The sequence below is a fragment of the Rhizobium sp. AB2/73 genome (assembly GCF_020871915.1).
Lineage (GTDB): Bacteria > Pseudomonadota > Alphaproteobacteria > Rhizobiales > Rhizobiaceae > Rhizobium > Rhizobium dioscoreae.
The window spans coordinates 548,315-574,056 of the sequence record NZ_CP067074.1 but is presented as its reverse complement, the minus strand read 5'-3'; the positions used below and the strand labels follow the sequence as shown (position 1 = coordinate 574,056).

The window sequence follows — 25,742 nt, the reverse complement described above, 5'->3', positions numbered from 1 at the left end:
GATCGCTTCAGCCAGCGACAGTTTTGCTTGTGACGATTTCCGCCAGTCTTTCGATGCCCGGACCGATCCGCTCTTCGGAAATCGATGAAAATCCGAGCCGGAAGAAACGATCGGCTTGCGGTTCTTTCCAAAAGAGGCTCCGTCCGGCTTCTATGACAACGCCGTGGTCCAAAGCTATTTTCGCGAGAAACGTAGCGCTAAATCCTTCAGGACCGCGAAGCCAGAAGGAAGAGCCACCAAAAATCGCTTGCTGATTCCAGCCAGGCAAGAAATTGCCTAGCGCTCGCTCGAGCGTTCGCCAACGCATGGCATACGCCCTCTGAAGTCGTGTCATAAAGGTATCGTGGTGTCCTAGCGAAAGAAAAAACGCCACTGCTCGTTGATTATTGCTTGGAGGGTGGCGCATAACTAGGCCGCGCATAGAGCGCATTTCCTCAATCAGCGACGGATGCGCAACGGCAAAACCGACTCTTAAGCCCGGCATTAGGGACTTTGACAGGCTGCCTATGTAAACCACTCGTCCATGAGTATCGAGCGCCTTTAGAGGCACCGTCTCATGACCGCTGAAATTGATTTCGGATTCGTAGTCGTCTTCGATGATTAGGCCGTCATTCTTGTGCGCCCACTGCATCAGACTGTGACGTCGTTTGAGACTCAACGCGACATTGGTCGGGAATTGGTGGTTCGGCGTTACGAAAACCAGTCTGGCATCCCCTAGATGGTCCGGATTGAGGCCATCCTCATCAATAGCAACAGGATGGATGTCGCCGCCGACCAGCTCAAATATGTTGCGAGCAGCATAATACCCAGGATTTTCCATCGCCACGGATGCGCCGGGTTTCACCAGCAGGCGACTAGCCAAGTACAGTGCGTTCTGCGAACCCAACGTGACAAGGATTTCATTGGGTTTCACATATATGCCGCGGCGTGCCAGTATCTTGCTTCTGATCTGTTCTACCAGAAGCAGATCGTCGCCGGTATAGAGATCGTCTGTCCAGGAGTTTTGCCACTTTTTGCTCATGGATTGCCGCACACAGTCGCGCCAGGCAACAATGGGGAACAATTCCGGATCGAGTTGCCCGTAGACAAAAGGAAAGGGGTACCGATACCAGTCAGCCGGTCTGGTGATGATCTGAAAGGCGCTCGGAAACGATGTTAGCTTTTCTTTCCAGTCTGGTGCTCGTCCGCCAGTCATTTGATGCGAAACCGGAGCTATATTGCGCGCTGTGCCCTCCGCAACATAAAAACCTGACCGCTCACGAGATACGAGAAAGCCGCCGGCAAGCAAGGCATGATAAGCCAGCGTCACTGTGTTTCTCGAGACGTTAAGCCGCGCCGCCATCATGCGGCTGGAGGGTATCGCAGCACCCGGCTCCAGGCGCCCCGAGACAATCGCGTCAAGCAGCATCTCGCGAATGCGAGCCTGCAGCGAACTGCCAGTGAAATCGCCGCTTTTGCGAAATGAGAACTCTCGGACTCCAGCCACGTACCCGCCCCATTGACCAACGTCATCTGGCCCTAAAATCTTTGACTATCTGGTTCTATTCCTACAGCTCTTTCGGCTTCAAGTTAAATCTCGATTGCGCTGAGGGGAAGCGGGCAAGACCGTTCCGGCATCAGAATGAAAAAGGGGAACTTGTGATGGCTGCAGATGTGCAAGGTCTGAGTGTGACGGCAAACAGTCACAGCATAGATGCCCTTGATAGAGCAATCAGCGATTACTATGCGTGGAAGGGAGATCCGGTTGGGCTGCTGATGGGCGCAGCTGATGCAGATCCGAAATTCTCTCTCGGCTACAGCGCGTCTGCTTCTCTCCTGTTGTTGAGTGGCTTTACACGGAGCAATCCTATGGTTGCTGAAGCTCTTCAGGGGGCGGAGCGCACTGTTAGCGAGGCAAATCCACGCGAGCGCAAACATCTGGAAGCCGCAAAGGCCTGGGCAGCCGGTGAAATGATCCGGGCGACAACAATCTGGGAGGACATTCTACTCGACCATCCACGTGATGCGCTCGCGCTGCGCTTCTGTCATGACACCTATTTCTATCTGGGAGCTTCGCAGACTATCCGTGATTCTGTCGCGCGGGTATTGCCGCATTGGAGCCATAGCGATCCGGCGTACGGGTATGTGCTTGGACAATACGCGTTCGGACTTGAAGAATGCAGCGAGTTGCGTCACGCTGAAAAGGTGGCCTATCAGGCGATTGAGATAAACGAGGAAGATGGGTGGGCAGTCCACGCCTTGGCCCATGTAATGGAAACTGAAAGCCGCCAGGAAGACGGCATCCGCTTTCTACGCAATTCGCAGCCGGCTTGGAGAAAAGCACATGCCCTTGCAGCTCATAATGGGTGGCACCTCGCCCTCTATCTGATCGAGCAACAGCGCTTTGACGAAGTTCTTGCCAGCTATGATAAATTTGTTCAACCAAAAATTAACAGCGACGCCATCCTCGATCTTGTAGATGCAGCCTCACTTCTTTGGCGTATCGAGCTTGCAGGTGGTAGTGTGGGGAACCGGTGGCGGGATATCTCGCGGCAATGGATGCACCACGTCGACGAGCATGTTCTCGCGTTCAACGACCTGCATATTGCCTTTTGCGCGGCGCGCAGCGATGACGCTGATGATGCAACTCGTCTTCGCGCCTCGCTTGATCGTTATGACCGAGAAGGTACGGGCGACAATCACCGTATTACCCGCAGCATCGGACGCGAGATCATCGAAGCGATGTTGGCATTCGGAGAAGGCAACTATGGTCGTTGTGTCGATCTAATTTTACCTCTGCGATATGATGCTATACGCGTCGGTGGTAGCCATGCGCAGCGTGATATCATTGGCCAGACCCTCATAGTTGCTGCCGAACGCGCCGGTCGAATGACGCTTGCCAGAGCACTTTTGAATGAACGTTTGGCGCAGCGCCCGACGTCGGCCACGGAACAACACCTTGCTCATGTGGTGAAGGCCGTGACGGCTGGGCACAATTTAAGTGCGCTGAATATGCTCTGAGGCAAAGTCAAAAGGAATAGGTTGCAAAAATTCTGCAGCAGGTCCGCCAACTCCTTGGATAAACGACGGCCTGCTATATTCTGTGCCAGATGCGAGAGCGACTCGAGATTGTCCTGCTTTCAACCTCCGAGTATCGCCCGGCGACATGATAGGCATCTGTCCATCTTTTTTGGAAAATCTGCAGCGTATACTTCTCTGATCGGTGAGGCGGATAAAAAATTAGAATGCTTTACAAGTTCAGGCCAAGGCTCTTACGATAGTCAACCGGGCTGAGCGATCCCAGCGATATTTTTATGCGCTTCTCGTTGTACCAGCGAATATAAGCATCGACCTCCGCGACGACCTGTTCGACTGTGTTGGCCTTCCAGTCGCGTGGATAGAATAGTTCAGTTTTGGGTCGGCCGAAGGAGCCTTCGCAAGCGGCGTTGGCTTAAGAGCAACCCTTTCGGGACATCGAGCGAACCAGTCTTGCTTCGCTGATACGGGTTAGCCAGACGGGCCAGCCATAATGGGCTCCGCGATCAGAATGAATGATGGGCCGTTCCGCCGCTTCAGTCGCGGTCTCAATAGCTGCATCTAGCATCGTGTTGACCAGCCCCGCATCTGGTTGCGTTCCGATCGATCAACTGATGACCATGCCGTCTGAGGAGTCGATGATGGGCGGAAGGTAGACCTTGCCAGAAGGTATCTGGAACTCTGTGATGTCTGTCAGCCCCTAGACGTTCGGCACTTTCGCATGGATATGATTAAGCATGGAATAAGGACCACGCAAATGGGGTGACCGGCGTCGTAACGGGGCTCTGATGCACTCTCAGGGAGCCGCTCCTCGATGGCTGTAACCGTCTTCGTTTGGGCCTTGGTCAAATTATTCCTTTCAAGGGTCATCAGACGAACGATCGTGCGTGCGGCGGGAGCCTAGCCGAGTCCGCTTTCAGTCTTTTCGGCACGTCTTCGTCGGATTGCCCACTCGGTAACGACACGGAGACCGCCGCCAAAGCCTGCCAGCTGAAGATACCGCCACAGTTCGGCACAGTTTTGCAATTCGGCATCCCATTGCGCCTCAAGCCAGGGCAGATGCTGTTCCAGGGATGTTTGCCGGACCCGGAAGATGTCGGTCCACTGACCACGAACGACGCTGCGAACCAGCTTTCGGCTGTGACCGGTTCTGCGCACGATTTCCTTGATGGACACGCCTTCGCTGACGAAGCCGCTGACAACGGCGTTTGCCTCTTCACGCCGCAGATATTCCTCTTATCGGAGCCGCTCAGCGGCGGTCACAGGCTTCGGATCTACTGTGGCTGTACCTATTGCCACGCGAACCCGCCGCATTGATTTGCGCACAGCGTCGAGAAAAGCCTGGCTGGCGTTCTCCGTACAATGCCAGCGGTCGGCGACCTGATCGGCATGTGGCAGGGGCTGCCTCTTCATGCACATCACCATGGGCCAGACTCTAATCAATTCTGGAGGAAATTCTTAGAGCCTGACCGAAAAAGAGTTGAGTGAAATCAGCCAGTTGTGATTCTGTTTGTTTGCTTAGGACGAACGGAGACCACAATGGGCTGGACTGATTTCACCCGTCGGCAATATGCCCGACGCGCCAGGCGGTATGCAAGTGACATGACGGACCGGGAATGGGGATTGATCTCGCCCCACTTGCCAGGGCCAAGGCGTTTGGGCAGGCCACGCAGCACCGATCTTCGGGAGGTCGTGAACGCACTGCTTTACATTGCTTCCACAGGCTGCCAGTGGCGGATGCTGCCAAGGGATTTTCCACCGTTTACGACAGTTCAGGCGTATTTCTACGAATGGCGCGCAACGGGGTTATGGGGACGGATCAACCATCATCTTGTGATGGAGGCGCGCGAGCTTGAAGGTCGGCAAGCCTCGCCGTCTGCTGGCGTGATCGACAGCCAGAGCGCGAAAACCACCGAAAGCGGAGGAATTGCGGGCTATGACGCGGGCAAGAAGATCAAGGGGCGCAAGCGTCACATCGTCGTCGACACACTCGGATTGATGGTCGGCCTCGTGGTTCACAGCGCCGATATTCAAGATCGCGACGGCGCGCCTGCCGTTCTTGGGACCATTCTCAAGCGCTGACCTTGGCTCAGACATATCTTCGCCGATGGCGGCTATGCCGGACCAAAGCTGAGGGGCGCGCTGCAAAAGATCGCTGCGTTCACCCTCCAGATCGTCAAACGCTCCGACAAAGCCAAGGGCTTCGAAGTCCTGCCGCGTCGCTGGGTCGTGGAACGCACCTTCGCATGGCTTGGCAGATGCCGACGATTGGCGAAGGATTGGGAAAAGTCCGTCGCATCATCCGAGACCTGGATCGCTATCGCCAACATCCGGGTCCTGACACGGCGATTGGCAAGGTACGGATATTGTTGAAACCTTTTCGAGTCAGGCTCTCAGGTCAACACCAATCAATACGGCGGCTTCCCTTTCCATGCGGAGTGCGGTTCATGTCCCAGGCCTAAAACAACTCATCACAAGTTTGAGCGATTTAGGTTCAGTCCGATTGACAAGTAGAACAAGTGCAAAGCATCTGAGCACTTTTTGCTCTCAGCAGTCGCAATTTCAACGCGTCGGGGGCAACTGACTTAAGCCTCACGATACCGCGTTGTGGGATCCTTTGCCTCACAAGCCTCCCGTATGGCTTGCCACGCTGCCAGACGCTTTTGGGTGATTTGGCGGCGCCGGTCGGTGACCATTCGGAACAGGCGAGGTTGAATTTCGTACCCATCCGCCTCGGCAGAATGAATTTGCTTGCTGGATCTTTTCAACACCCCGACAGGACATTCGCAAGGAGCTCGATTATGGCTCGTCCAAACAGCAAAGCCGCTCTCAGGGCCGTGCACTGGCTGATCACCGCCACAGTGGTCGGGTTCGCCTCGGCGACCTTTGCCGCCGATGAGTTGAGATCTGCACCAAGCTTCGCAACGGGCGACATCATGATCCGTGGCCGGCTGTCCGGCATGCTGCCTTACCATGTGGAATCGAGCGTCAGCTTGATCGGCGGCCATGTCGATGTGCCTGCGATGATCCTGCCAGACCTCGACGTCAGCCTATTTCTCAGCGAGCATTGGTCCATCACTATGCAAACAGGGGGCCTAAAAACTAAGATAGAACTCAAGAATACGCTCTATGGCGATATAGACGTGGGCTCGGTGTGGAGCGTGCCGATGTCGCTTGCGGTAAACTATCACATTAAAAGCAGTGAACGTTTCAAACCCTATATCGGTGCAGGGATGATCGCGACCTGGTACCTCGGAGAGAAACCCGCTGGAGGCTTTGTCCGGGATTTCAGCGTAACGCCCACATACGCGCCGCTGATAAAGGTTGGCATCGACTACCAGATGACCGACAACTGGTATGCGAACGTCGAAGCCAAACAGCTCTTTCTCCCGACCCAGACCATCGAGAACCAAGGCGTTACCGCCACAACAAAACTCGATGCAACCTCGGTCGGATTCGGGGTGGGGTATCGGTTCTGAGGCCGCCGTTCGAACCGTTTTCTTGATGTGATTGCCGCCCAGCCTGCGGATCTCGCTCAGTTCCGCAAAGCCAACCAACAAGTCGCATCGCGTGACCTAGAACCCGCGCGCCGGCTCCGAACAGGCGCCGAGCGCACCTTTCTGAAAGGCGGTGCGATGCGACAATGGTACACTTAGAGGGTGCGAGTGGATAAATAAGCCGTCTCTAAATCATGCGTGAAAGGGCTTATTCGAATCTAACAGATATAAATGCTTTCAATGCCTTATCTCGATGCTCGAGGGTTTCGTCTGGCATTTCCAAGCCGACAGGGGAGACGAAAAATGGTTGAAACTCAAACGTTGCTTTTCGCCAGCGTCAGCGCGCGCGCCGGCTTTATCATAATCTTCCTAATCGCCAGTTTCAGAAGCGAAGCACGTGTTGCATTTTGCTTTTGGACGGCAAGTATTGTCGGGTCGTCGATCGGCATGCTGCTGATCTATAGCGATCCCAACTATCCCTATTTCCTCGCGACGCGGGGGATGTGGATCTACATTATCATCGGTTTTAGCCTGTCCAGTCTCTGGGCAGGCGGTCATGCCTTTTTCGGAGGCGCAGTCAACAAGGCCGGCGTCGCCCTCATGGGACTGGTTCCTGGGGTCATCTATGGCATTGCCCGCACCTCCGGTCTGATGCCAGACGTTGCAGTGGCGCTGACAATCGCGGCTTTGTCCGTTTTTACGGCGGCCGGAGCATACCCGTTCGTTCGAAGAAGACGACGCCGGTATCTGCCTTCCCAATTGCTAGTAGGGGGTGCGCTGTCGGCTTATGCGATCGCCTTGGCTGCCTCTTTCCTCTTAATAATGATAAGACTCCACGTTTCTGGTGCAGTTCCGGCTCCCGGCGTGTCAGACATATCCTTGGCCTTGTTTATCGATCAGTTGATGAGTGTTCTGGTTTACGTTGGCCTCGTTGCGATGTCGCTCGAAGATGTGCAAATGCGCATGAAGGAATTGGCGGCGATCGATCCGCTGAGCGGCCTGGCGAACCGGCGCGGCGTTCAGGACCGTGCGTTGGATATCATTGGGGCCTGCCAGCGCGTCAATAGACCGATTTCTGTATTACTCATGGACCTCGACCACTTCAAATCGATCAACGATCGTTACGGCCACGGCGGTGGCGACATCGTACTCAGGGAGTTTGCGAGACGCCTGTCCTTGCATTGCCGGCACGACGATGATGTCACGGGACGGTGGGGCGGCGAGGAGTTCCTGGCACTTTTGAGCAATATGACCCTGTCGGAGGCCGCTGCCTTCGCAGAGCGATTTTGTCATTCCGTGTCACTCGAACCTTTCAACATCGGAGATCAGGAGTTCAGCGTCACGGTCAGCATCGGTGTTGCCGAAATTGATCTGAGCGCGCCTCGCCTCGACCAAACGTTGAAGGCGGCAGATGAGGCGCTTTATGAGGCGAAGCGAAGAGGAAGGAACCGGGTCCATACCTACCCAAACTTTTCGAATCCACCGCTTGCGCCACGCGACATAATCCCGGTACAGAATGAACGGCTAGGGCATGTTTTACTGTCGAAATAAAATGATACCGATAGAGACCTTGGCAAATAAACCGTACAAGGTCGTTGCGGTGCGCTCAAAAGTCCGCTGTTCGGTCACGTTGCTAGCACTACTTTGGCAGATTAACCGACGGTTAACGATGATCGGCCATCTTTGGCCCCTCAAAAAGGGGTGCGGTGGATGGTGGAGCAGAATATTGCACTGGCGGATTGGCTGAAGCCGTTCGTTGAGAAGCTTGGTCACAAAAAGCGGCGGCAGATGTGCCCGGTATATGTTTCAGGCCTGATCGGACCGGGTGATCGCAAGAGTATCGAGCCGATGGCGGAACGCCTTGCGCCCGATCACTACGACCGTCTGCATCATTTCATCTCGGATGGCATTTGGGACGCCAGTCCGCTTGAGACTGAACTGGCTGTGCAGGCGGACAGAATAGTCGGAGCTTCAGACGCCTTTCTGGTGGTCGACGATACGGGTCTACCGAAGAAGGGTGATCATTCGGTCGGGGTCGCTCCACAATATGCTTCGATGCTGGGCAAACGCGCCAATTGCCAGACGTTGGTATCGCTGACGCTGGCACGCGATGAGGTTCCCGTTCCGGTTGGTTTGCGACTGTTCTTGCCGGAAAGCTGGACCAGTAACCAGGATCGGATGGTGAAGGCTGGCGTCCCCGAGGAGATGCGTATATCCCGCACCAAGCCGACGATCGCGCTCGACGAGATCGACAGGCTGATCGCGGCGGGGGTGCGGTTTGGCACCGTGCTCGCCGATGCCGGCTATGGTTTATCGGCCGCGTTTCGCCAGGGGCTCAGTGCACGCGGCCTCACATGGGCTGTCGGTATTCCTAAACATCAAACGGTCTATCCCCATGATGTCGCCCTGATTTTTCCGGTTTCCGGTCATGGCAGACCGCGCAAGCACTCGATCCCCGACACCCTGTCGATGGCAGCCGAAACGATCCTGGAAGCATCCTCCTGGAAGAAGGTCAGTTGGCGTCGCGGCACGAAAGGTCGCCTGACAGCGCGCTTTGCTGCGCTCCGCATTCGGATCGCTGATGGTAGTCCGCAACGTATCCTCGACAAGGGACAGCAGCATATGCCGGGCGAAGAGGCGTGGCTGGTGGGCGAATGGCGCTCGAACGGCGAGCGCAAATACTATCTCTCCAATCTGCCGGCCGAAGCAACGTTAAAGCAGCTGGCAGCTGCCATCAAAGCCCGATGGGTCTGCGAGCAGGCGCATCAACAAATGAAAGAAGAACTCGGCCTCGATCACTTCGAAGGCCGATCATGGCAAGGTCTGCATCGACACGCGCTGATGACAATGATCGCCTATGCCTTCCTGCAACATCAGCGCCTACACCAGGCCAAGCGGGAAAAAAACCAAGAGGCACGGCCCGCCTGAACCGACACTGTAAGCCATCCGACGCGCGGTCATAAACACCCTCCTGGCAGCGTCAGCCCCAGAACGATGTCCGCACTGCAGAATCCGCTTCAGACCGCCAAAATGCATTCTGCCAGAGTAGTGCTAGTGTCGCCGTCGTCTGGTCTGCAGCGGGCTTTCGCCAAATAGCTTTCGATAGCGGCGAGCAAAATCGGCCATGTGAACAAAGCCCCATTTTCGCGCGGTGGCCGAAATGGAAGTGAATTCAAAGGCGTCGCATTTGAGCTCCCGATGAACATTCTTTAGGCGACGTTCGAGAATCCATTGCACCGGCGTCTTCCCCAGTTCCTTGCGAAAACTAAGCTGCAGCGATCTCACGCCGGTCTGAGCGATGGCCGCTATTTCAGCCAGCGTGATCTTCTGCTTCAGGTTTGCGTCGATGTACTCCATGGCCCGTCGGACCTGCCACGATGGCTGTAATGCCGGGACCTGTTTCTGGGCTACAACTTTCGGCCAGGCGGTCAGAAACTGATAGATAACCAGCTCTTCCAGAAGGGCAAAAATGAGATCCCCGTAATCGACGCCTTCATGTAGCCGCTGATACACAAGCTGAAAATTGTGCCTGAACGCCCGCAAGGAGGCGGTGTTGATGTCGACGACCGGCTCGAATTGTGGAAGAGGGTGCTCATCATCCCCTTCGAGAGCCTGATGGCTTGCTAACAGTGCCGAGCGATCGACAGTACCAGCGAATGCGCGAAATCCCGGTGAGGCTTCTTCAGTTACCATCTCCTCGAAATCGACAAACATTCCCATGCCTGATGTTCCCAGATAATCTGATTGATAGTTGCGCCTCACAATGGAGCCGTGTGACACAAACCGTATCGTGATTTTATCAAGCGCCAATTTCGGCGTAGAAACAAACCCATAAGGAGCACTGGTTTGCCATTGGCTAACACTTTGCCCATGCGCCCCTTCGGTCTCCAAATAAAAAGCATCGCTTAGCACAGGCCGAAACGTAACGGGGAGGAATGGAATGCTGTCTAAGGCCTCTATCTGCTTTCTCTCCTTCGCGTGTAGTGTAAATACTCTAGGAGGGCGTATCCATTTCGAGCCTTCTGCTAAGTCTGTCTCGGTCATGTCTTTAACCTCGAAGGTCTAAAGAGAGTGAAGTTTTCCCGGATAAACGGTAAAACGACTACTTGAAAAAGCATATTAATGCTCAGTATATCGTGCGAAGATGACCGCATTCTAAACTTCCAACTTAAGCCTATGTATTCATAACATTGGACCGACCACTTCCGGCGGCTAGCAAATTTTCACGACTTCCAGATCCAACAGCTTTCCAAGCTTCTCGATACGTTGAGCAATATGCCCTACGCCGACAGCGCAGTGGTGGGCTGGTCCTTTTGCATTCCACGCCTCGACAAAGAGCCGGGCCCCGAGCGGAAACTCATACCGGCTGTTGGTGTTACCGATTTCTAGGATCGGGCCGGCGACGGATGCGCCTTCGGCGCAGAGTAGCTTGATCTTGCCTTCGCTTTCGACGACCGAAAGCAGCGTGACGGGTCCATGTTTGACAGACATCTCGACGCTGACGCCGGAGCCAACCTTGCCGTGATAGACCTGCAATGGTCGGATCTTAGTGCGCCCCTCGGCGATTTTCGTGTGCCCAGGCCCGTCATGCCCCATCAGCACAACATCGGCGGCAAAATCCATGGCGTAGTATTCCGTGAACGAGCCGCCGACACCAAAGCTGTCCATGATCTTCATAGCCTGGGCATTCTTGATCTCGTACTCTCCAGCAACCGGCACGCCATCGGCTGTTAGCATGGAGCAGCCCACGATGACGGAACTAATGATGTCTTCGTAATCGTGACCAGGCTGGGACTCGTAATAGTAAGCAAGCGACCCGAGCGATTTGTTGTCTACCAGCTTGCGCAACGCCACGGCAGTTTTTGCCGCGCGCTCCAACTCCTTCGGCTCACAGTCCGGCTGGACATCGAACTCTGTCTCGATCTTCGCCAAACAGGCAGAGACATCCGTCTCGCTCACCTCATTGCGGAGACGTGCAAGCTCGTCGATTTCCAGCACCTCGATATGGGTTCCGAAAGCTGCGGCCTGCGCGGTCAGATCGGAGTAGATATCGAGCATGCCATTGTAGTAGCGGCCCATGACGCCGAGCCGATTGTGCGCCATGACGTGCGCGACGCGGGCGGCTTCGATCCAGTCGTTGATCTCATCATCGACGATCTGATCGCCGGTCAGAACGCCAGTCACCTGATGAAAGCTGATGCCTGCCCTGTGGAAGACATTGGCAATTTCGGGAACCGGGCAGGCCGAGCAATGTGCCAGCCAGTCGCCGGTCATCGCGGTGCGGTCGCCAAGCGCGTTGAAGGTGGCATAGTCAATGGCTGCGGTCGGCTGCAGATTGAGGATGATCACCGGAACCTTGGCGCGACGGGCTACCGGCAGAACGGTCGACGACAGGGCATAGGTGGTGATGTAGAGAAAGATGATATCGACATCGGCCTGACGAAACTGATGGCCGGCCTCGAGCGCCTTTTCGGGCGTATCGATCAGCCCGAGGTTGACAACCTCGACGCCTGGCCGCGCAAGTTTCGCCTCGACGGTATCGATATAGCCGCGCAACCGCGCTTCTAGACCTTTGAATTGCGGCCAGTAGGCTTCCAGACCGATGCCGAAAAGGCCAGCCTTCAAGGGGCGTTCAATCATGTCTGTGTCTCCGATGCAATAGTGAAAGCGTCAGCTCTGTAGGCGCACGCGCAGCTGATCGAGTCCGACAGCCATTAAGAGGACGACACCGCGGGTCACATCCTGCCAGAAGGAGGACACGTTCATCAGCGTCAGGCCGTTGTTCAGCGTGCCAAGGATCAAAACCGCGATCAACGTGCCCCAGACGCTGCCGCGTCCGCCGAACAGGCTGGTGCCGCCGAGAATGATGGCGGCAATGATGGTCAACAGATGCTGTCCGGCGGCATTGGGTGCTGCTGCGCCGAGCATTGCGGCAAGGATGATACCGGCCGCAGCCCCTGAAAGTCCGGAAACGATATAGAGTACCATCTGTGTCCGCTCGACGGGCACGCCGAGCAGGCTGCTGGCTTCTGGATTACCGCCGGCGGCGTACACGAAGCGGCCAAAAGGTGTCTTGGACAGGATCAGCCAGAGCGCGACGAACACGAGAAGCATCATGATGATCGGAAACGAGATTCCGAACAGGCGGCCGGATCCGAGCCAATTGAAGGCAGGAACGAAGAGAGGTTTCGACAGGCCCCCGGTCATCACCATGGAAAGACCTGAAAAGATGCTCATCGTCCCGAGGGTGGCGATCAGTGGATTAAGCTTCAGCCGGGTAATGATATAACCGTTGAGGACGCCGACCGCGCAGCCGATGACAAGGGCCGCAAAACATCCCGCCCAAATATTAATCCCGTTGGCATACATCAGCGCCACGATGACGCCGGCAAGACCGGCAACGGCGGCAACCGACAGATCGAGCCCGCCGCCGATGATCAGAGGCGTACCGGCGGCGGCCATCAGGCCGATGAAGGCCATGTTGGTGCCGATGTTGGCCAGGTTGCTTAGAGTCAGGAAATAGGGCGAGAGCAGCGTGAATGCGGCCAGAAGCAGGATGTAGAACACTAGCAGGAGGACGATGCCGGCAGCCGGGCGGCCGAGAAGGTCGGCCAGCGAACTTGCCTGCGTTTTCGAAACGCCCGACGCTGCGGGAATAGAGGACGACTTGCTCATGCTTTCTCCAGTTCATTCGTATTGCGCACGGCGGACCGAGGCTCGGCCGCCCGCATCAGGTCCGTCGCGGTTGCATCCTGTCCAAGCTCGGCCACGACCTTTCCATCTTCCAGAACGAGGCTGCGATCAGCGAGCCCGGCAATTTCTTCGGCATCGGAGGAGACGATCATGATCGAAAGCCCCGTCTTCGCCAGACGGCGAATTTCCGCGTAGATTTCGCGCCGGGCGCCGAGATCGACGCCCCGTGTCGGCTCTTCGAGAATGAGAAACCTCGGGGCTCCGAGCAGCCAGCGGGCCAGACAAATCTTCTGCTGGTTGCCGCCGGACAAAAGACGGATTTCCTGATCCGGGCCTGATGTCTTGACCCGCAGCGTCTTGATCCAGTCTCTGGTGCCGGCGTCTTCCCGCTTCTGGTCGACGACGCCGGATTGCGTGAACAGGCTGAGATAAGGCAGCGTCGTGTTGGTACGCACCGACAGATTGCCGATCAGCCCCTGACGCTTGCGCTCGGCGGCAACAAAGCCGATGCCGTTGCGCACGCTCTTTCGCGGTCCCGACAGGCCGATATCGATATCGTTCAGCCGGACGGCTGTGGCGCGGGCAGCAGGCTCGGCACCGTAGATGGCCCGACCAATCTTCTCGGCACCCGAGCCGATCAGTCCGAAAACGCCGAACACCTCACCGCGCCGCACAGAAAGCGAGACGCCGTCGAGCCATCCAGGAAGAGACAAGCCTTCCACGGATAGGACCGTCTTTGCATCCGGAACCGCCGTCGACTTGGCTGGATATAGATCGCCGAGCTCGCTGCCTAGCATGGCCGTCAGCACCTCGTCGCGACTAGTCTCCCCCGTCTTGAACTGGCCGCGAACCTCGCCGTCGCGCAACACGACGATACGGTCGCTGAGCCGGAAGACCTCGTCCAAATAATGCGAGATATAGATGATGGTGACGCCCTGGGCTTTCAGGGCCTCGATCACCTCGAACAAATTGTCCGCGTCCGCCTCGCCCAGCGATGCCGTCGGTTCGTCCATGATCAGGATCCGCGCCCTGCCGGCAAGCGCCCTGGCGATTTCGATAATGCGCTGCTCCGACAAAGGCAGCGAGCCCATACGCCGACCGGGCGCGACATGCTCGAGCCGCAATCGCTTGAGCAGCGTCTGCGCCTGGCCTTCCATCGCAGGCCGGTCGATCAAGGCGATGCCCGCAAACCACCGCTTCGGCATCGAGCCAAGCGCGATGTTTTCGGCAACAGACAGGTCCGGATGCACCGAAAGCTCCTGCGGCATCAGCCGGATGCCTGCCGCAATCGCATCCTGCGGGGTGGCGATACTAATGATCGTGTCGTCAATTCGGATCTGTCCGCTGTCCAGCGTGTAAACGCCGGACAGGATTTTCATAAGCGTTGACTTGCCGGCACCATTGGCACCGAGAAGTGCGACGATCTCTCCTTCATGGGCCGAAAGCGATACGTTCTTCAAAACCGTCACGCCGGCAAACGCTTTGCTGACATTGGCGATCTGGAGCCGCGGATTGCGGCTCCGTTCGGTTCTCTCGTCGGTCATGTGACGCTCCCTGGACGTTATCCCGCTCACTGCTGAGGGAGAATGGCCTCGTAGCCCTTCAGCCAGTCCTGCTTCTTCAGATCTGCGAGATAGGTTGCGAATTCCGTCTCCGGGAATACGTAGCTATCCGCCTCGCCGACGCAGGGAAACTCCTTGTAGAACTGGCAGATATTGGCCTTGGTGACCATCTGATGGGTCACGAACGTCGCCTCCGGAACGGGCTTCCCGGCCAGAGCCGAAAGTGCGATCGGGATCAGATAGTTGCCGTAGCTGCCGGGGAACGAACCGGTGGCGGCAACCAAGTTCGGATCGGTCGCAAGCGCCTCGGCCTCGTCTGCGCCGTTGCCGACCGCGATCGTCTGATCGACGCGACCCGCAGCCCGCACGGCCTGCAGCATCCCCATCGTCGCCTGGTCGTTGATCGCTATGATGAGGATCGGTACGCCCGGTGGAATGCGGCCGATGACATTGTTCATTTGTGTAAAGGATTCCTGCAGCGTATTCTTGGTATCGATCTCGATGATGTGATTGGCCGGGAATTCCTTGGTCAGCGCCATGAAGCCGGCCCGCTGGCCTTCCGTGCGCATGCGCGGGATGACGCCCGATTGCGGCAGGGCGCCGATGACGAGATAACCGGTCTTGACGACATTGACGCCGAATTTTTTGGCAGCTGCCGTCGCCAGATAGGACCCGCCCATGAAGCCCGACTTCGGGTTGTTGACTCCGAAGAAACTCGCGCCCGGCATAGGAATATCGATCGCGGTCACCTTTGTGCCGTCCGCGTTGAAGACTTCCATCACAGCCTGGCCGAAATTGGCATCCGTCTGGAATTCTATGACGTAATCGACCTTGCGCTCGACAAAGGATTTAGCATTGGCCAGCGCCGTCGGCCCGTCGAGACGGTTGTCCGTGATTACGAGTTCGACGCCCGCGGCGTCCGCATTCCGCTGGATGCCCTTTTCCACAAGCACACCAAAGGAAATATCGCGCTGCAGATTGGCGAACCCGATGCTGTAGCCCTTGCCGTTCTTCGGCGGGGTGACCTTGGCCGCATCCGCCGCCATCGCCTCCAGATTTTCAGCAGATAGCATGTTTCCGTCGAACTTCAGCGGGTCAAACCCATGAAAATCCTGGGCATGGGCGGCAGACGCTGCAAAGCACGCAGCAGCTACCAGCAGTCTGGCTTGATGTTTCATGTCTCTCTCCTCCGGCCCCTGCCCTCCCTGGCAGCGGCAGCGCTGATGATCTCAGCGCAGATGTTCAGGTCATCCGAAAACTGACCTTTCCTCTTGACGTTAACACCAAGCATTTTCGTTGACACGACAGCATATTCCGCAAAAATGATCTTTTGCATACAAAATATGATCCTCAGGTGCAGCAAGGAACATGAAGAACTATTTTGTTTACATGCCGGACAATCGTCTTTGCGCCGCCTGGGGATGTACGGCCGTGTCCACCGGCTATACAGAAATCGCACCCCACTCCGACTACCCGCCGAGCCGTCATCCGGACGACCATCACTTCAGTTGGTCGCGTGGTCGCATCCTCAATGCTTATCAGGTCGTGCAGATCAGCGCCGGCAAAGGGCGGCTGGAATTCGGAGCCGAGCGTCGACAGGTCACGATCGGGCAAGGATCCATTTTTTTGCTCTTTCCAGGCGTCTGGCACCGGTTTGCTCCTGATCGTCGCACCGGATGGGTCGAGCACTGGATCGAATGCCGGGGAAGCGCATTTGACTTTGCTTGCGATGCCGGTCTGCTGCATCCGGAGCAACCGGTTCATGCTGGCACCTCCGAGATTGCAGGCGTTTTCGCATCGATACATGCATTGGCGCGGAACGAACCCTTGCGCAGTCAACCCCTGATCTCAACTCTCGGCCTGCAAATGCTCGCCCTTTTATGCAGGCCCACCGATATAAACAGCAACTCCTTCGGCAGGCTCGTCGATCGTGCACGGATGATTCTCATGGAAAGGTGCGGTCAGCCCTTGTCTGTCGAGCAGCTCGCCGAAGAGCTGGGGGTCAGCTACCCCTATTTTCGGCGCCTGTTTCGTGAGCAGACAGGTATGTCGGCCAAGCAATATCAGATGATTGTCCGCATCCAGCGCGCCAGCGACTTTCTGCTAAACACCGACAAATCGATCAAGGAGATTGCGGGCATCCTGGGTTTTCACTCAGCGTTCCACTTCTCTACCCAGTTCCGACAATTGATGGGCGAAAGCCCGACGGATTTCAGGTCTAATAGACACCTGTAACTCGCAGACAGAAGAAATCGGCTTAAAGATCCGTCTTTAAAAATCAACTACAGATCGCGTGAGTGAGCGGCGTGATGTCATCGAGGTTGCGTCAGGCCCGTTTGGATACGATGACGTAGTTGCTCGCCTTCGTTCTTCGAATGACGCTCAATATTTGAGTCTCATTTTCGAAGGAGAATCGCATAAAACACTACGTTTGCCTCGACCTATCACAACGGGAAACAGACTTTTTGTCGTGGACGAGACGGGAAGACCGATCTTCGAAAGTAGGGCCAAGTCGAATGCCGGGGCCATAGCAGAACTGATGGAGTTGTCTAGTCGCAATTGGGGCGTCAATAGCAATCTTTTGTAAGCGGCGCTGCCGAGTGCTTGGTTGTCTTCGCTGTCGACATCAGTCGCCGCATGATGGAGGTTCGCAGCACGAGCCTTCAATTTGGACGACGCATTCAGCTGAGACAGCGATGCAACCCCATCAACTGACAGCCAGCTTTGGCGCGAAAGCCACGGCAGCTCTTTTGAAGCCGATCCTCTCTCGCAGCTGAAGACCCCATGTTTGGGGAGCGATGGAGTGGATGCCCCCTCCCGACGGCATCGCAATGTGCCGAAGTGATATTTGCAACAACGTCACTCAGAGGAGAGAGCATCCATCAAGGAAGTTAGCATTGTAGGTCTAGACCTTGCAAAGCGGGTATTCCAGCTCCACGCGGCCGGCGCCGATGGCGATTTGTTATTTTGTAAGAAGCTATCTCGCGTTCATGTTTTGGCTTTTTTCTCTGAGTTGCCGAGGTGTATCGTTGCGATGGAAGCATGTGCGACTGCGCATTACTGGGCTGGCGAAATTGGGAGCCTTGGCCATGAAGTTAGGCCGCTGCCACCGGCTTATGTTAAGCCTTTCGTCAAACCGCAAAAGAATGACGCGGCAGATGCTGAAGCCATCGTGGAGGCCGCCATCCGCCCCTTGATGAGTTTTGTCGTGCCGAAAACGGAGAAGCAGCAAGCTTCTTCCATGATCTTTCGGACGCGCGATGTAGTCGTGCGTCAGCGGACGCAGTTGATTAACGCTCTTCGTGCTCACTTGGCAAAACATGGGGTGATTGCACCGCAAGGGCTTGCAAGCTTGGCCGCGGTGAAGGGCATCGTAGAAGACGATGACAGCAGCCTTGAGCTCCTGGTTGTGGAAACTGCCCGGATTTATTTGGAGCAGATTGATCTTCTAACTACCCGTATCTCCAACCTGGAGAAGGTACTCAAATCTGAAGCTCAGCAATCGGATAATACCACTCGGCTGATGTAAATGCCCGGCGCGGGCCAATCACGGCCATGGCGATAGAGGCGTTTGCTCCAACTATGACGACGTTTCATAAGGGACGTGATTTTGCAGCTTGGCTCGGGCTTGTACCTAAACAACATTCGAGCGGAGGAAAGCAGGTGCTCGGCCGGACGTCAAAGATGGGACAGCGCGATATTCGGCGGCTTTTGATTATCGGTGCAACGACGGTGATCCGATGGGCATGCCGAAAGCCCTCCTCCGAAAACTCATGGCTCGGGCGTATGTTGATGCGCAAGCCGCGTATGCTCGTTGCTATTGCGCTTGCTAATAAGATGGCTCGATCCGTCTGGGCGACGATGACGAAGAATGAGAATTACAAAGATAACAGTCTCGCAAACGCGTAAGCAAAGCTGACGATATAGTGAGATCGGATCGTCGGCGTGTGAGTAGATAAGCGAACGGTAAGGACAAGAGATTCGAAAGAGGGGGGAAATGCCGCCGGCTCAGTGGGCCTCGAGCTCGTAGAACTGATTTGCGCCAGCCCCGCTTAGCTCCATACCGGCCAGCAGTAATATCCAGACTGCAAAGGAAGTGTCAATATTGCGAATACTATGAAATGATCGCGAAAATATAAATACACACGTGGAAATAAATTTGTAGTATTACATTTTTATTTACATTTTTATCGAATGTTTTATCTAACGTAGCGGCGCATGGAGATGGCGCAAGAAGACCATAGTTGGGGATCTACCACAACATCAGCATTTGTCGTTTCTTTCTCCAATCGACGGGTTGAGGAAGGACCGATCTGAAGACCTAATACCACTAGATGACATCGACTTCGTCTCCAACGGCATTCGACAGAATAATTTGCTCTCGGTGGCGCAGTTCCCTCACAACTCAATCATACCTAAAATCACCGTTTACTCAGGTAATGATTTTAGCCGGACAGTTTCCGGCGAAAATTTAACACATATGACGAAAATGTATTCGTCTCAATCGCCTAAAGGTGAAATGATTTTACTGTCTGGCATCTTTCCATCAACAAATGATTACTATTTGCCAGGAGAACAACGTCATGTCATTCATGAAAAATACCAAAATACGCACGAAGATCTTCGCGTTGATCATCCCTCTTTGCGTTGCGGGAATTGCGAGCGTCACTGCGATCTCATTAAATTACAGAGACGCTGACACAACGTACAGCGACTTCATAAAAAACGATGCCATCGCAGCTGTTGAACTGGCGAGAATGAATACTGCTCTTCTTGTAGCGGTATATAATGCCGATCAATCGCTGCTCTACACCTCTAACGATCCGTACATGGCGACCGTTCTTGCCAGTTATAGCAAAAATACCCAGCGGATTGCTGACCGTTTCGTTCAGTTGGATAGGCTCATGCCCGAGATGGCTGGTGAAATTTCAGAAATAAAAACTCAGGTAGGCTCGGTGCTCGGCATGACGGACAAAGTCGTAGCTCTGGCCAATAAGGATCAGGACGAAGAAGCGAAGCAAATCCTCGCGACTGTCGACCCTCTCGTAGATGAGCTAAGAAACAAAATGCGCTCGCGCGTTGATACGATGATAGCATATGTGGGCTCCGAGAATGACAAGATGACTGCCAACATGCAGTCGACGATTTTCACCTTCATCAGTTCGCTCGTCACTCTCTTCATAGTTTTGATATTGGCGGCCCTATTTGTTTCGAGCCGCGGGATTACCGGGCCCATCAACACATTGCGGGCTCGCATGTTGACGCTGGCTGATGGTAAAACCGACGAGCCTATTACTTGCCTGGGTCGCAAGGATGAAGTGGGGGAGATGGCCCAGGCGGTCGCCGTGTTCAGAGACAATGCAATCGCCAATATGCGTCTTGAGCAGGAAGCTGCCACAAACCGAAACCTGACGGAGGAAGAGCGTCGCCTTAAGGCGGAGGCCGATCGTCTTCGCTCCGAAGCAATGGCTCAGGCCACTGTCGGTCTAGGGGAAGGCCTGAAGCATCTGGCGAGCGGCGATCTGACCTTCAAACTCATTGATCCGTTCGCATCTGATTTCGAAACCCTTCGCGCCGACTTCAACGCCGCTGTCTCGCAACTGTCGGAAACCCTGCGGTCTGTCGCCGAGGCGACCACCGCGATCGATACCGGCAGCAAGGAGGTTAGCGCAAGCGCCGACGATCTGTCCAAGCGGACCGAACAGCAGGCATCGGCACTGGAAGAAACGGCGGCCGCACTAGACCAGATCACTGTTAATGTGGCCAACTCGTCCAAACGTGCCGAAGACGCCCGCAAAATTGCAGTGCAAGCGAATGAAAGTGCGGCCGAGTCTGGTCTGGTCGTCGCCAATGCCGTCGACGCGATGCAGAAGATCGAGGCCTCGTCCAACCAAGTCTCCAACATCATCGGCGTCATCGACGAGATCGCCTTCCAGACCAATCTGCTGGCGCTCAATGCTGGGGTGGAAGCAGCACGTGCCGGCGATGCAGGCAAGGGCTTTGCCGTCGTTGCACAAGAAGTGCGCGAACTTGCCCAGCGCTCCGCCCAAGCCGCCAAGGAGATCAAGGACCTGATCCGCAACTCCTCCGTCGAGGTTGAAAACGGCGTCAGGTTGGTCAGCGCGACAGGCCAGGCGCTGAAGACCATCGAGGGCTATATTGTTGCTGTCAATCAGCACATGGACTCAATCGCGACGTCAGCAAAAGAGCAGTCGGTCGGTCTCGCCGAGGTTAACACTGCTGTCAACCAGATGGACCAGGTCACCCAGCAGAACGCTGCGATGGTGGAGGAGACCAGTGCGGCCGGAGCTACGCTTGCCAACGAGAGCGGTAGGCTACGAGAACTGATCTCGCAGTTTCAACTTGTCGGTGCGCTACATCAGACAGCCACAGTCATGGCGGCAAGCTCCACGCACCGTCAGGTGGACTCACCGGTCAGGCATCTGGCCGGAAAAGTTGCAAAGGCTTTTTCCGGAAATGCCGCCGCCAAGCATACGTGGGAGGATTTTTGATAAGCGGTGCGTACACGCCGGCAGGCGTTACTGACGCAATGCTTGAGATCATCGCATTCAAACTCCACGACCAGGAGTTTTGCATGCGCACGACAACCATCCGCGAAATTCGCGGATGGGGCCAATCTACTCCGATTCCACATGCTCCTCATGACGTGGTCGGCGTTATGAACCTGCGTGGGTCGGTGATCCCAATCATCGACCTTGCCAACAAGCTCGGAATGCCGAGCACTGAGCCAACCCCGCGAAGCGCCATCGTCGTTGCCGAGGTCAATGGTACCGCCATAGGTCTCGTCGTGGATATGGTTTCGGACATCCTGACGATCCAAGAAAACCTTCTCCAGCCGGTTCCGGAGATCAGTGTCACCTCCGGCATGCGCTTTGCTGAGGCGATCATCGCCCAGCCAACGGGCATGATCTGCTTTCTCAACCTTCAGGCCATGTTCGGAAAAACTGAAACAATGAGGACGATCGCTGCTTAGCCAAGTACATAAAAGATGAGTATCGAGTCTCGTTTTCGCGTTCTAACCCTATACTCTTGAGTTACTTGTCGTTCTTTGCGCTAATACAATGCGGCCGCGTGGCGGCACTGGAGGGACTTTGCGAAAACGGATTCGGTTGCACCAGGTGCGAAAGGGAATGTTTGTCGAGGAGTTGGAAGGCGCGGCGCGTGGTGGAGCAATGACTGTCTGCGAGTTCTTCATTGAAACCGAGTCCGATCTTGATCGGGTACGGGGCAGCTGCGCGATGAGTGTCGTTATCGACATCAAGAAAGGTATTGATGCCAATATTGCTTCGGGCGCCGTCAATGATTTGAACTTATTAAGTTCCGCCTCTGATCTCGATAACTCATTTTCAGAGGAGCAGATTGCGCGGGCGCGAAAAACGATAGAACAGACCCGCCCACATGTTCAAAATGTGCTGGCCCAAGCGCAACGTAACGTTTTCCATTTTGAAGCGGCGTGCCAAGCGGTCGAAAAAGTCATGGCTGATGCGTTGACCAATGCCGGGGCATTGATCCAGCTTGCCAAACTCAAAAACAAGGATGAAAGCACGTTTCTTCATTCGGTTTCGGTGAGCGCTTTGATGATTGCATTCGGACGAGACCTTGGCTTTTCGGGGGGGACAATCCATACTCTCGGCGTGAGTGGACTGGTGCACGATCTTGGAAAAATGACCCTGCCGGTTGGGTTGCTAGAAAGATCGGGAAAGTTGACACCTCAAGAGATGTCTATCATTCAGACGCATCCAGACCGCGGCTATAAAATCTTGAAAAGGGTGCCGGGGGTCTCAAAAGCAGTTCTCGATATGTGTCTTCATCATCACGAGAAATTTGACGGTTCGGGATATCCTCGGCAACTGGCGGGAAAGGAAATCCCGTTGATTGCCCGGATCGGAGCAATTTGCGATGTATATGACGCACTGACGACGGTACGTCCATACAAGCGCGCTTGGACACAAGCCGAAGCGATTGACACGATGATGAATTCACCAGGCCACTTCGATCCGGATCTTCTAAAGGCCTTTGTTTCCGGTGTGGCGATCAGCGGACTGTGTTAAATGCCGCAATGGGCTGGCTCTTCGCGAGTAGCCAGTTCACCGGCCTTACGCGATGACCGTTTCCGGCACCCTGCGCGATAGCTTCAATCTGCTCGCCATTGTGCTGGAGCAGGAGACAGAGCTTTAGCCCACCGGGATAACGACCGACACGACCGGATACACCTACACGATCTTCGGCATATTTTATCTGCCCGGATACCAGTTCAGCCCTCGCATTGCAGATGTCGGCGGCGCAAGATTCTGGCGTACCGATGCTAAAGCCGTAAGCGCGATTTTCCTTGGACATTGACGTAGGGGGCATCGCTCCTTCGCTCTGGCGCAAACGCAGCCCAAACACCATGCCAGCATCAGAGCAGTCTCGATCGCCAGATCCGAATAGAGTGGCTGACCACCGCGCGTTCTGCGACGTGTGGCTGCCCAGTCCGCCAGCGCTTCCGGCTTTATCCAAAGGGTTAAACTGCCACGGCGGCGAAGGCCCGCATCATACTCCGCCCAGTTCGTCACCTTGAACTTCATTTTACCGGGGTGATGGCGGCGGGCGGCGTTATGTTTGTGCGGCGTGCTGGATCAATCAACCTCTTTTCGATCCCAGCCGCATAGACTAAAGTGTTGAGATTTGATTCCTGCACCAATTTCATATGCGACTAATACGCTTCCCTTGGCCTTCAAGTCACAGGTGTTGACGATTACACAAGGACTTTCAAGTCGTTAAGGCTTGATGGAAACACGACAGTGGCTTTCCTTGCTTCTGCTGCAATCCACTGGCGAATCCCGGGTATCGAAAAGGGGTTTTTATGAGCTCTTAACGTTCTTGGCGGCAACAGCGCCGATGATGCCGCTCGCTGCAATTATCGCCGCGCCAAGCAGGACCGCGCCGTCGAGCGGCGTGCCCCAGAAGATCGTCGAAATGAGGAAGGCCCACACGAGACCGCTATACTCGAAAGGCGCCAGCATGGTCGCGCTAGCCCGCTCGAAGCTCGCAAAGAGCGCGAGTTGACCGAGACCTCCAACAAGGCCAACGAGCGCCATTGCACCGATTTGATCCCAGCCCGGCATTGACCCCTGCCAGGGCAAGGTTGCCCCCATAGCCGCTACAAACACGAGATTAGTCATCATAACCTGGGCGGCGAGGCCCATGCGCCCGCCAAGCTGGCGCATCAAAATATAGCTGTACGCCCAGAACACGGCGGCCCCCAGCACCATGACCACGGCAAGCGGCTCGCTCGCCCCCCCCGGCCCGGTGGCGACGATGACCCCGGTAAAACCAACCAGGACGGAGATCCATTGCCACGGGTTTGCTCGTTCCTTGAGAAGTAAAACTGCAAGGATTACGACGATCACCGGCGCGGAAAAATAAAGCGTAGTCATCTCGGCCAGGCTCAAGTGACGGGCGGCCAGATAGTAGAGCACCCAAGCGGTGACCGAGACGAGTGCCCGCCACACGACGAGGCCCTTGGCCGATGATGACGCGGCATCGCGGACAATTCGCCGTCCTCCGAGCAGAAGGCAACCCATAAGCACCGCGAGGCTGCGCCAGAACAATGATACGGTGACCGAATGATCCTCGACCAGCCATTTCATGGCGGCGTCCTGTAGGCACAGAAAACCGTAGGCAACAATGCAAAGCAAGATGCCTTGCATCGGTCGGTCGGTCGGTCGGCTTCGTGCCATGCCGGACTTGCGGAGGCTTGCCAATTTTGTCTCCTGCTCGTGGGGCTGCCGTGTCCGGCGATCAGCCGTATGTCGGGGAGCCTGTTTGTCTCGTCGTGCCAAGTATCAGGCTCCTTAAGGAAGACGTTTCCGTTTTCAGCAACGGAATTGGCACAAACATCGGTGAAGGACGAAGTACGATCAAAAACTCCCCTGTACCGCGGTCGTCAGCCTTGCCACAGCACGGCAACCGGATACGTGCTGCGCCCGCAATCTTGCTGTCGTTCTGGTAATCCTCTTGCTCGGCCGAGGCTCTGGATTCTTGGCAACCGAAAGCTCGATTGCCGGCGTTAACGCGCCACGCCATCGGCCGTACCAAGGGGTTCCTCAATCGTTGCGCAATCGAGAACCGGGTTGAACGGGCAGCACCCGAAGTCCTGTCATGGACGACGCGTCGGAATACGGTTTTCAAGTGCGCGGAACGCCAGGACCAACGCACCGGTCAATAACATATAGATCAAAGCGAGTAACAGGAGAGGCTCGTAGGTTAAGTAGGTCTCCTGCCGCACCTTGGAGATGACGGCGTAGACATCGGTAACGGTGATCGTTGCAATAAGTGGGGTCGACTTGAGCTGCAGCACAGTTTCACCGCTCAGGGTCGGGAGCGCTCGATGCATCGCTCGAGGCAGCCAGATGCGGCGAAAGACTGTCCATTTACTCATTCCGTAGGCTCGTGCCGCCTCCAGCTCTCCTGCCGGTACCCCGGCGAACGCGCCCCTCATGATCTCCCCTTCATAAGCAGCAAACGAGATGGTCAGGGCTGCGACGCCGTAGGGCCAAGCTTCCCGCAGGTAAGGCCATAACCACGATTGCCTGATGGCAGGAAATTGCGGAAACAGCGAGCCGAGCCCATAATAGAGCAACCATAGCTGTAGTAGCAGCGGTGTGCCGCGAATGATCGTGCAGAAGCCCCGGGCAAGCAATTTCGGGATACTTGGTCCCGTGACCTGGAGCAAACCCAGCGGCACGGCGAGCAGGAAACCGAGAGCAGCAGTGCCGAACAGCATCGTCAGCGTCACCAAGACGCCCTGGCCTATGCGTGGCAGATAGCGCGGCAGCCAGTCCCAGCGCATGAACAGCACAATACAACATACAATGCCAGCTACCAGTAGCATCAGCACGATGCGATGCGGTTTCAAGAAGCTACCCTTGATCGACAGGTCTACGGGAGCGATCGGCACGGCGTCGGTCAT

17 protein-coding genes and 5 pseudogenes are annotated in these 25,742 nt (G+C 55.7%); 11 read left to right on the top strand and 11 right to left on the bottom strand.

The features are described 5' to 3' along the window. Window positions 1-7: 7 nt before the first annotated feature. Complete coding sequence (locus I8E17_RS33740; protein WP_209160061.1) at window positions 8-1,486, bottom strand: PLP-dependent aminotransferase family protein; 1,479 nt, start codon at window positions 1,484-1,486, stop codon at window positions 8-10. 41 nt (window positions 1,487-1,527) lie between these two features. Between I8E17_RS33740 and I8E17_RS33735 the strand changes: the two genes are divergently transcribed. Continuing rightward, window positions 1,528-3,000, top strand: a complete 1,473-nt coding sequence (locus tag I8E17_RS33735; RefSeq protein WP_219511818.1) for a tetratricopeptide repeat protein — start codon at window positions 1,528-1,530, stop codon at window positions 2,998-3,000. A 229-nt stretch (window positions 3,001-3,229) separates the two neighbouring features. Here I8E17_RS33735 and I8E17_RS33730 read toward each other — a convergent pair. After that, window positions 3,230-3,763: pseudogene (locus tag I8E17_RS33730) on the bottom strand (IS3 family transposase); the annotation flags it as partial. Window positions 3,764-3,915: 152 nt separating this feature from the next. Further along, entirely contained in the window at window positions 3,916-4,191 is a 276-nt protein-coding gene (locus I8E17_RS33725; RefSeq protein WP_209160059.1) for a hypothetical protein, read from the bottom strand. A 363-nt stretch (window positions 4,192-4,554) separates the two neighbouring features. Here I8E17_RS33725 and I8E17_RS33720 point away from each other — a divergent pair. From I8E17_RS33720 to I8E17_RS33705, 4 genes and pseudogenes are all read left to right on the top strand, one after another. Next, window positions 4,555-5,388: pseudogene (locus I8E17_RS33720) on the top strand (IS5 family transposase). A gap of 428 nt (window positions 5,389-5,816) precedes the next feature. Further along, on the top strand, window positions 5,817-6,494 hold the full coding sequence (locus tag I8E17_RS33715) for an OmpW family outer membrane protein (RefSeq protein WP_209160058.1): 678 nt from the start codon (window positions 5,817-5,819) through the stop codon (window positions 6,492-6,494). 321 nt (window positions 6,495-6,815) lie between these two features. After that, a complete protein-coding gene (locus I8E17_RS33710; protein WP_209160057.1) occupies window positions 6,816-8,063 on the top strand; it encodes a GGDEF domain-containing protein in 1,248 nt (415 codons plus the stop codon). Window positions 8,064-8,222: 159 nt separating this feature from the next. After that, complete coding sequence (locus tag I8E17_RS33705) at window positions 8,223-9,440, top strand: IS701 family transposase (RefSeq protein ID WP_229002300.1); 1,218 nt, start codon at window positions 8,223-8,225, stop codon at window positions 9,438-9,440. A 123-nt stretch (window positions 9,441-9,563) separates the two neighbouring features. On the opposite strand, the gene I8E17_RS33700 is transcribed toward I8E17_RS33705, so the two are convergent. The 5 genes from I8E17_RS33700 to I8E17_RS33680 all read right to left on the bottom strand — a co-directional run bounded on the left by I8E17_RS33700 (window position 9,564) and on the right by I8E17_RS33680 (window position 15,945). Continuing rightward, complete coding sequence (locus I8E17_RS33700; protein ID WP_209160049.1) at window positions 9,564-10,556, bottom strand: helix-turn-helix transcriptional regulator; 993 nt, start codon at window positions 10,554-10,556, stop codon at window positions 9,564-9,566. Window positions 10,557-10,724: 168 nt separating this feature from the next. Next, window positions 10,725-12,152 carry an arabinose isomerase gene (locus I8E17_RS33695; protein ID WP_209160048.1) on the bottom strand — a complete coding sequence of 476 codons (1,428 nt, stop codon included), beginning with the start codon at window positions 12,150-12,152 and terminating at the stop codon, window positions 10,725-10,727. 30 nt (window positions 12,153-12,182) lie between these two features. Beyond that, window positions 12,183-13,187 carry an ABC transporter permease gene (locus I8E17_RS33690; protein WP_209160047.1) on the bottom strand — a complete coding sequence of 335 codons (1,005 nt, stop codon included), beginning with the start codon at window positions 13,185-13,187 and terminating at the stop codon, window positions 12,183-12,185. Next, window positions 13,184-14,749: a sugar ABC transporter ATP-binding protein gene (locus tag I8E17_RS33685; protein WP_209160046.1), complete on the bottom strand. Its 1,566-nt coding sequence runs from the start codon at window positions 14,747-14,749 to the stop codon at window positions 13,184-13,186. Before I8E17_RS33685 ends, I8E17_RS33690 begins: the two co-directional genes overlap by 4 nt. Before the next feature lie 26 nt (window positions 14,750-14,775). Beyond that, a complete protein-coding gene (locus I8E17_RS33680; RefSeq protein WP_209160045.1) occupies window positions 14,776-15,945 on the bottom strand; it encodes a sugar ABC transporter substrate-binding protein in 1,170 nt (389 codons plus the stop codon). Window positions 15,946-16,135: 190 nt separating this feature from the next. Here I8E17_RS33680 and I8E17_RS33675 point away from each other — a divergent pair, with 190 nt between their 5' ends. The 6 genes and pseudogenes from I8E17_RS33675 to I8E17_RS33650 all read left to right on the top strand — a co-directional run. Further along, a complete protein-coding gene (locus I8E17_RS33675; protein WP_209160044.1) occupies window positions 16,136-17,002 on the top strand; it encodes an AraC family transcriptional regulator in 867 nt (288 codons plus the stop codon). A gap of 646 nt (window positions 17,003-17,648) precedes the next feature. Beyond that, window positions 17,649-18,676, top strand: a pseudogene (locus I8E17_RS33670) (IS110 family transposase). A 674-nt stretch (window positions 18,677-19,350) separates the two neighbouring features. Further along, window positions 19,351-21,279, top strand: coding sequence for a methyl-accepting chemotaxis protein (locus I8E17_RS33665; RefSeq protein WP_209160043.1), 1,929 nt, complete (start codon window positions 19,351-19,353; stop codon window positions 21,277-21,279). Between the two features lie 38 nt (window positions 21,280-21,317). Beyond that, on the top strand, window positions 21,318-21,761 hold the full coding sequence (locus tag I8E17_RS33660) for a chemotaxis protein CheW (protein WP_209160042.1): 444 nt from the start codon (window positions 21,318-21,320) through the stop codon (window positions 21,759-21,761). 88 nt (window positions 21,762-21,849) lie between these two features. Further along, window positions 21,850-22,839, top strand: a complete 990-nt coding sequence (locus I8E17_RS33655) for an HD-GYP domain-containing protein (protein WP_209160041.1) — start codon at window positions 21,850-21,852, stop codon at window positions 22,837-22,839. 26 nt (window positions 22,840-22,865) lie between these two features. Then, window positions 22,866-23,101: pseudogene (locus I8E17_RS33650) on the top strand (Tn3 family transposase); the annotation flags it as partial. Between the two features lie 42 nt (window positions 23,102-23,143). On the opposite strand, the pseudogene I8E17_RS33645 reads toward I8E17_RS33650, so the two are convergent. The 3 genes and pseudogenes from I8E17_RS33645 to I8E17_RS33635 form a co-directional block, all read right to left on the bottom strand. Then, window positions 23,144-23,355 (bottom strand): annotated as a pseudogene (locus I8E17_RS33645) (transposase); the annotation flags it as partial. A 276-nt stretch (window positions 23,356-23,631) separates the two neighbouring features. Beyond that, window positions 23,632-24,534 carry a DMT family transporter gene (locus I8E17_RS33640; RefSeq protein WP_209160040.1) on the bottom strand — a complete coding sequence of 301 codons (903 nt, stop codon included), beginning with the start codon at window positions 24,532-24,534 and terminating at the stop codon, window positions 23,632-23,634. 395 nt (window positions 24,535-24,929) lie between these two features. After that, complete coding sequence (locus I8E17_RS33635; protein WP_209160056.1) at window positions 24,930-25,742, bottom strand: ABC transporter permease subunit; 813 nt, start codon at window positions 25,740-25,742, stop codon at window positions 24,930-24,932.

Coding starts and splice junctions, on each gene's coding strand:
- I8E17_RS33715 (WP_209160058.1), top strand. CDS start 5,817: ATGGCTCGTCCAAACAGCAAAGCCGCTCTCAGGGCCGTGCACTGGCTG.
- I8E17_RS33710 (WP_209160057.1), top strand. CDS start 6,816: ATGGTTGAAACTCAAACGTTGCTTTTCGCCAGCGTCAGCGCGCGCGCC.
- I8E17_RS33705 (WP_229002300.1), top strand. CDS start 8,223: ATGGTGGAGCAGAATATTGCACTGGCGGATTGGCTGAAGCCGTTCGTT.
- I8E17_RS33700 (WP_209160049.1), bottom strand. CDS start 10,556: ATGACCGAGACAGACTTAGCAGAAGGCTCGAAATGGATACGCCCTCCT.
- I8E17_RS33695 (WP_209160048.1), bottom strand. CDS start 12,152: ATGATTGAACGCCCCTTGAAGGCTGGCCTTTTCGGCATCGGTCTGGAA.
- I8E17_RS33690 (WP_209160047.1), bottom strand. CDS start 13,187: ATGAGCAAGTCGTCCTCTATTCCCGCAGCGTCGGGCGTTTCGAAAACG.
- I8E17_RS33685 (WP_209160046.1), bottom strand. CDS start 14,749: ATGACCGACGAGAGAACCGAACGGAGCCGCAATCCGCGGCTCCAGATC.
- I8E17_RS33680 (WP_209160045.1), bottom strand. CDS start 15,945: ATGAAACATCAAGCCAGACTGCTGGTAGCTGCTGCGTGCTTTGCAGCG.
- I8E17_RS33675 (WP_209160044.1), top strand. CDS start 16,136: ATGAAGAACTATTTTGTTTACATGCCGGACAATCGTCTTTGCGCCGCC.
- I8E17_RS33665 (WP_209160043.1), top strand. CDS start 19,351: ATGTCATTCATGAAAAATACCAAAATACGCACGAAGATCTTCGCGTTG.
- I8E17_RS33660 (WP_209160042.1), top strand. CDS start 21,318: ATGCTTGAGATCATCGCATTCAAACTCCACGACCAGGAGTTTTGCATG.
- I8E17_RS33655 (WP_209160041.1), top strand. CDS start 21,850: ATGCGGCCGCGTGGCGGCACTGGAGGGACTTTGCGAAAACGGATTCGG.
- I8E17_RS33635 (WP_209160056.1), bottom strand. CDS start 25,742: ATGACCGACGCCGTGCCGATCGCTCCCGTAGACCTGTCGATCAAGGGT.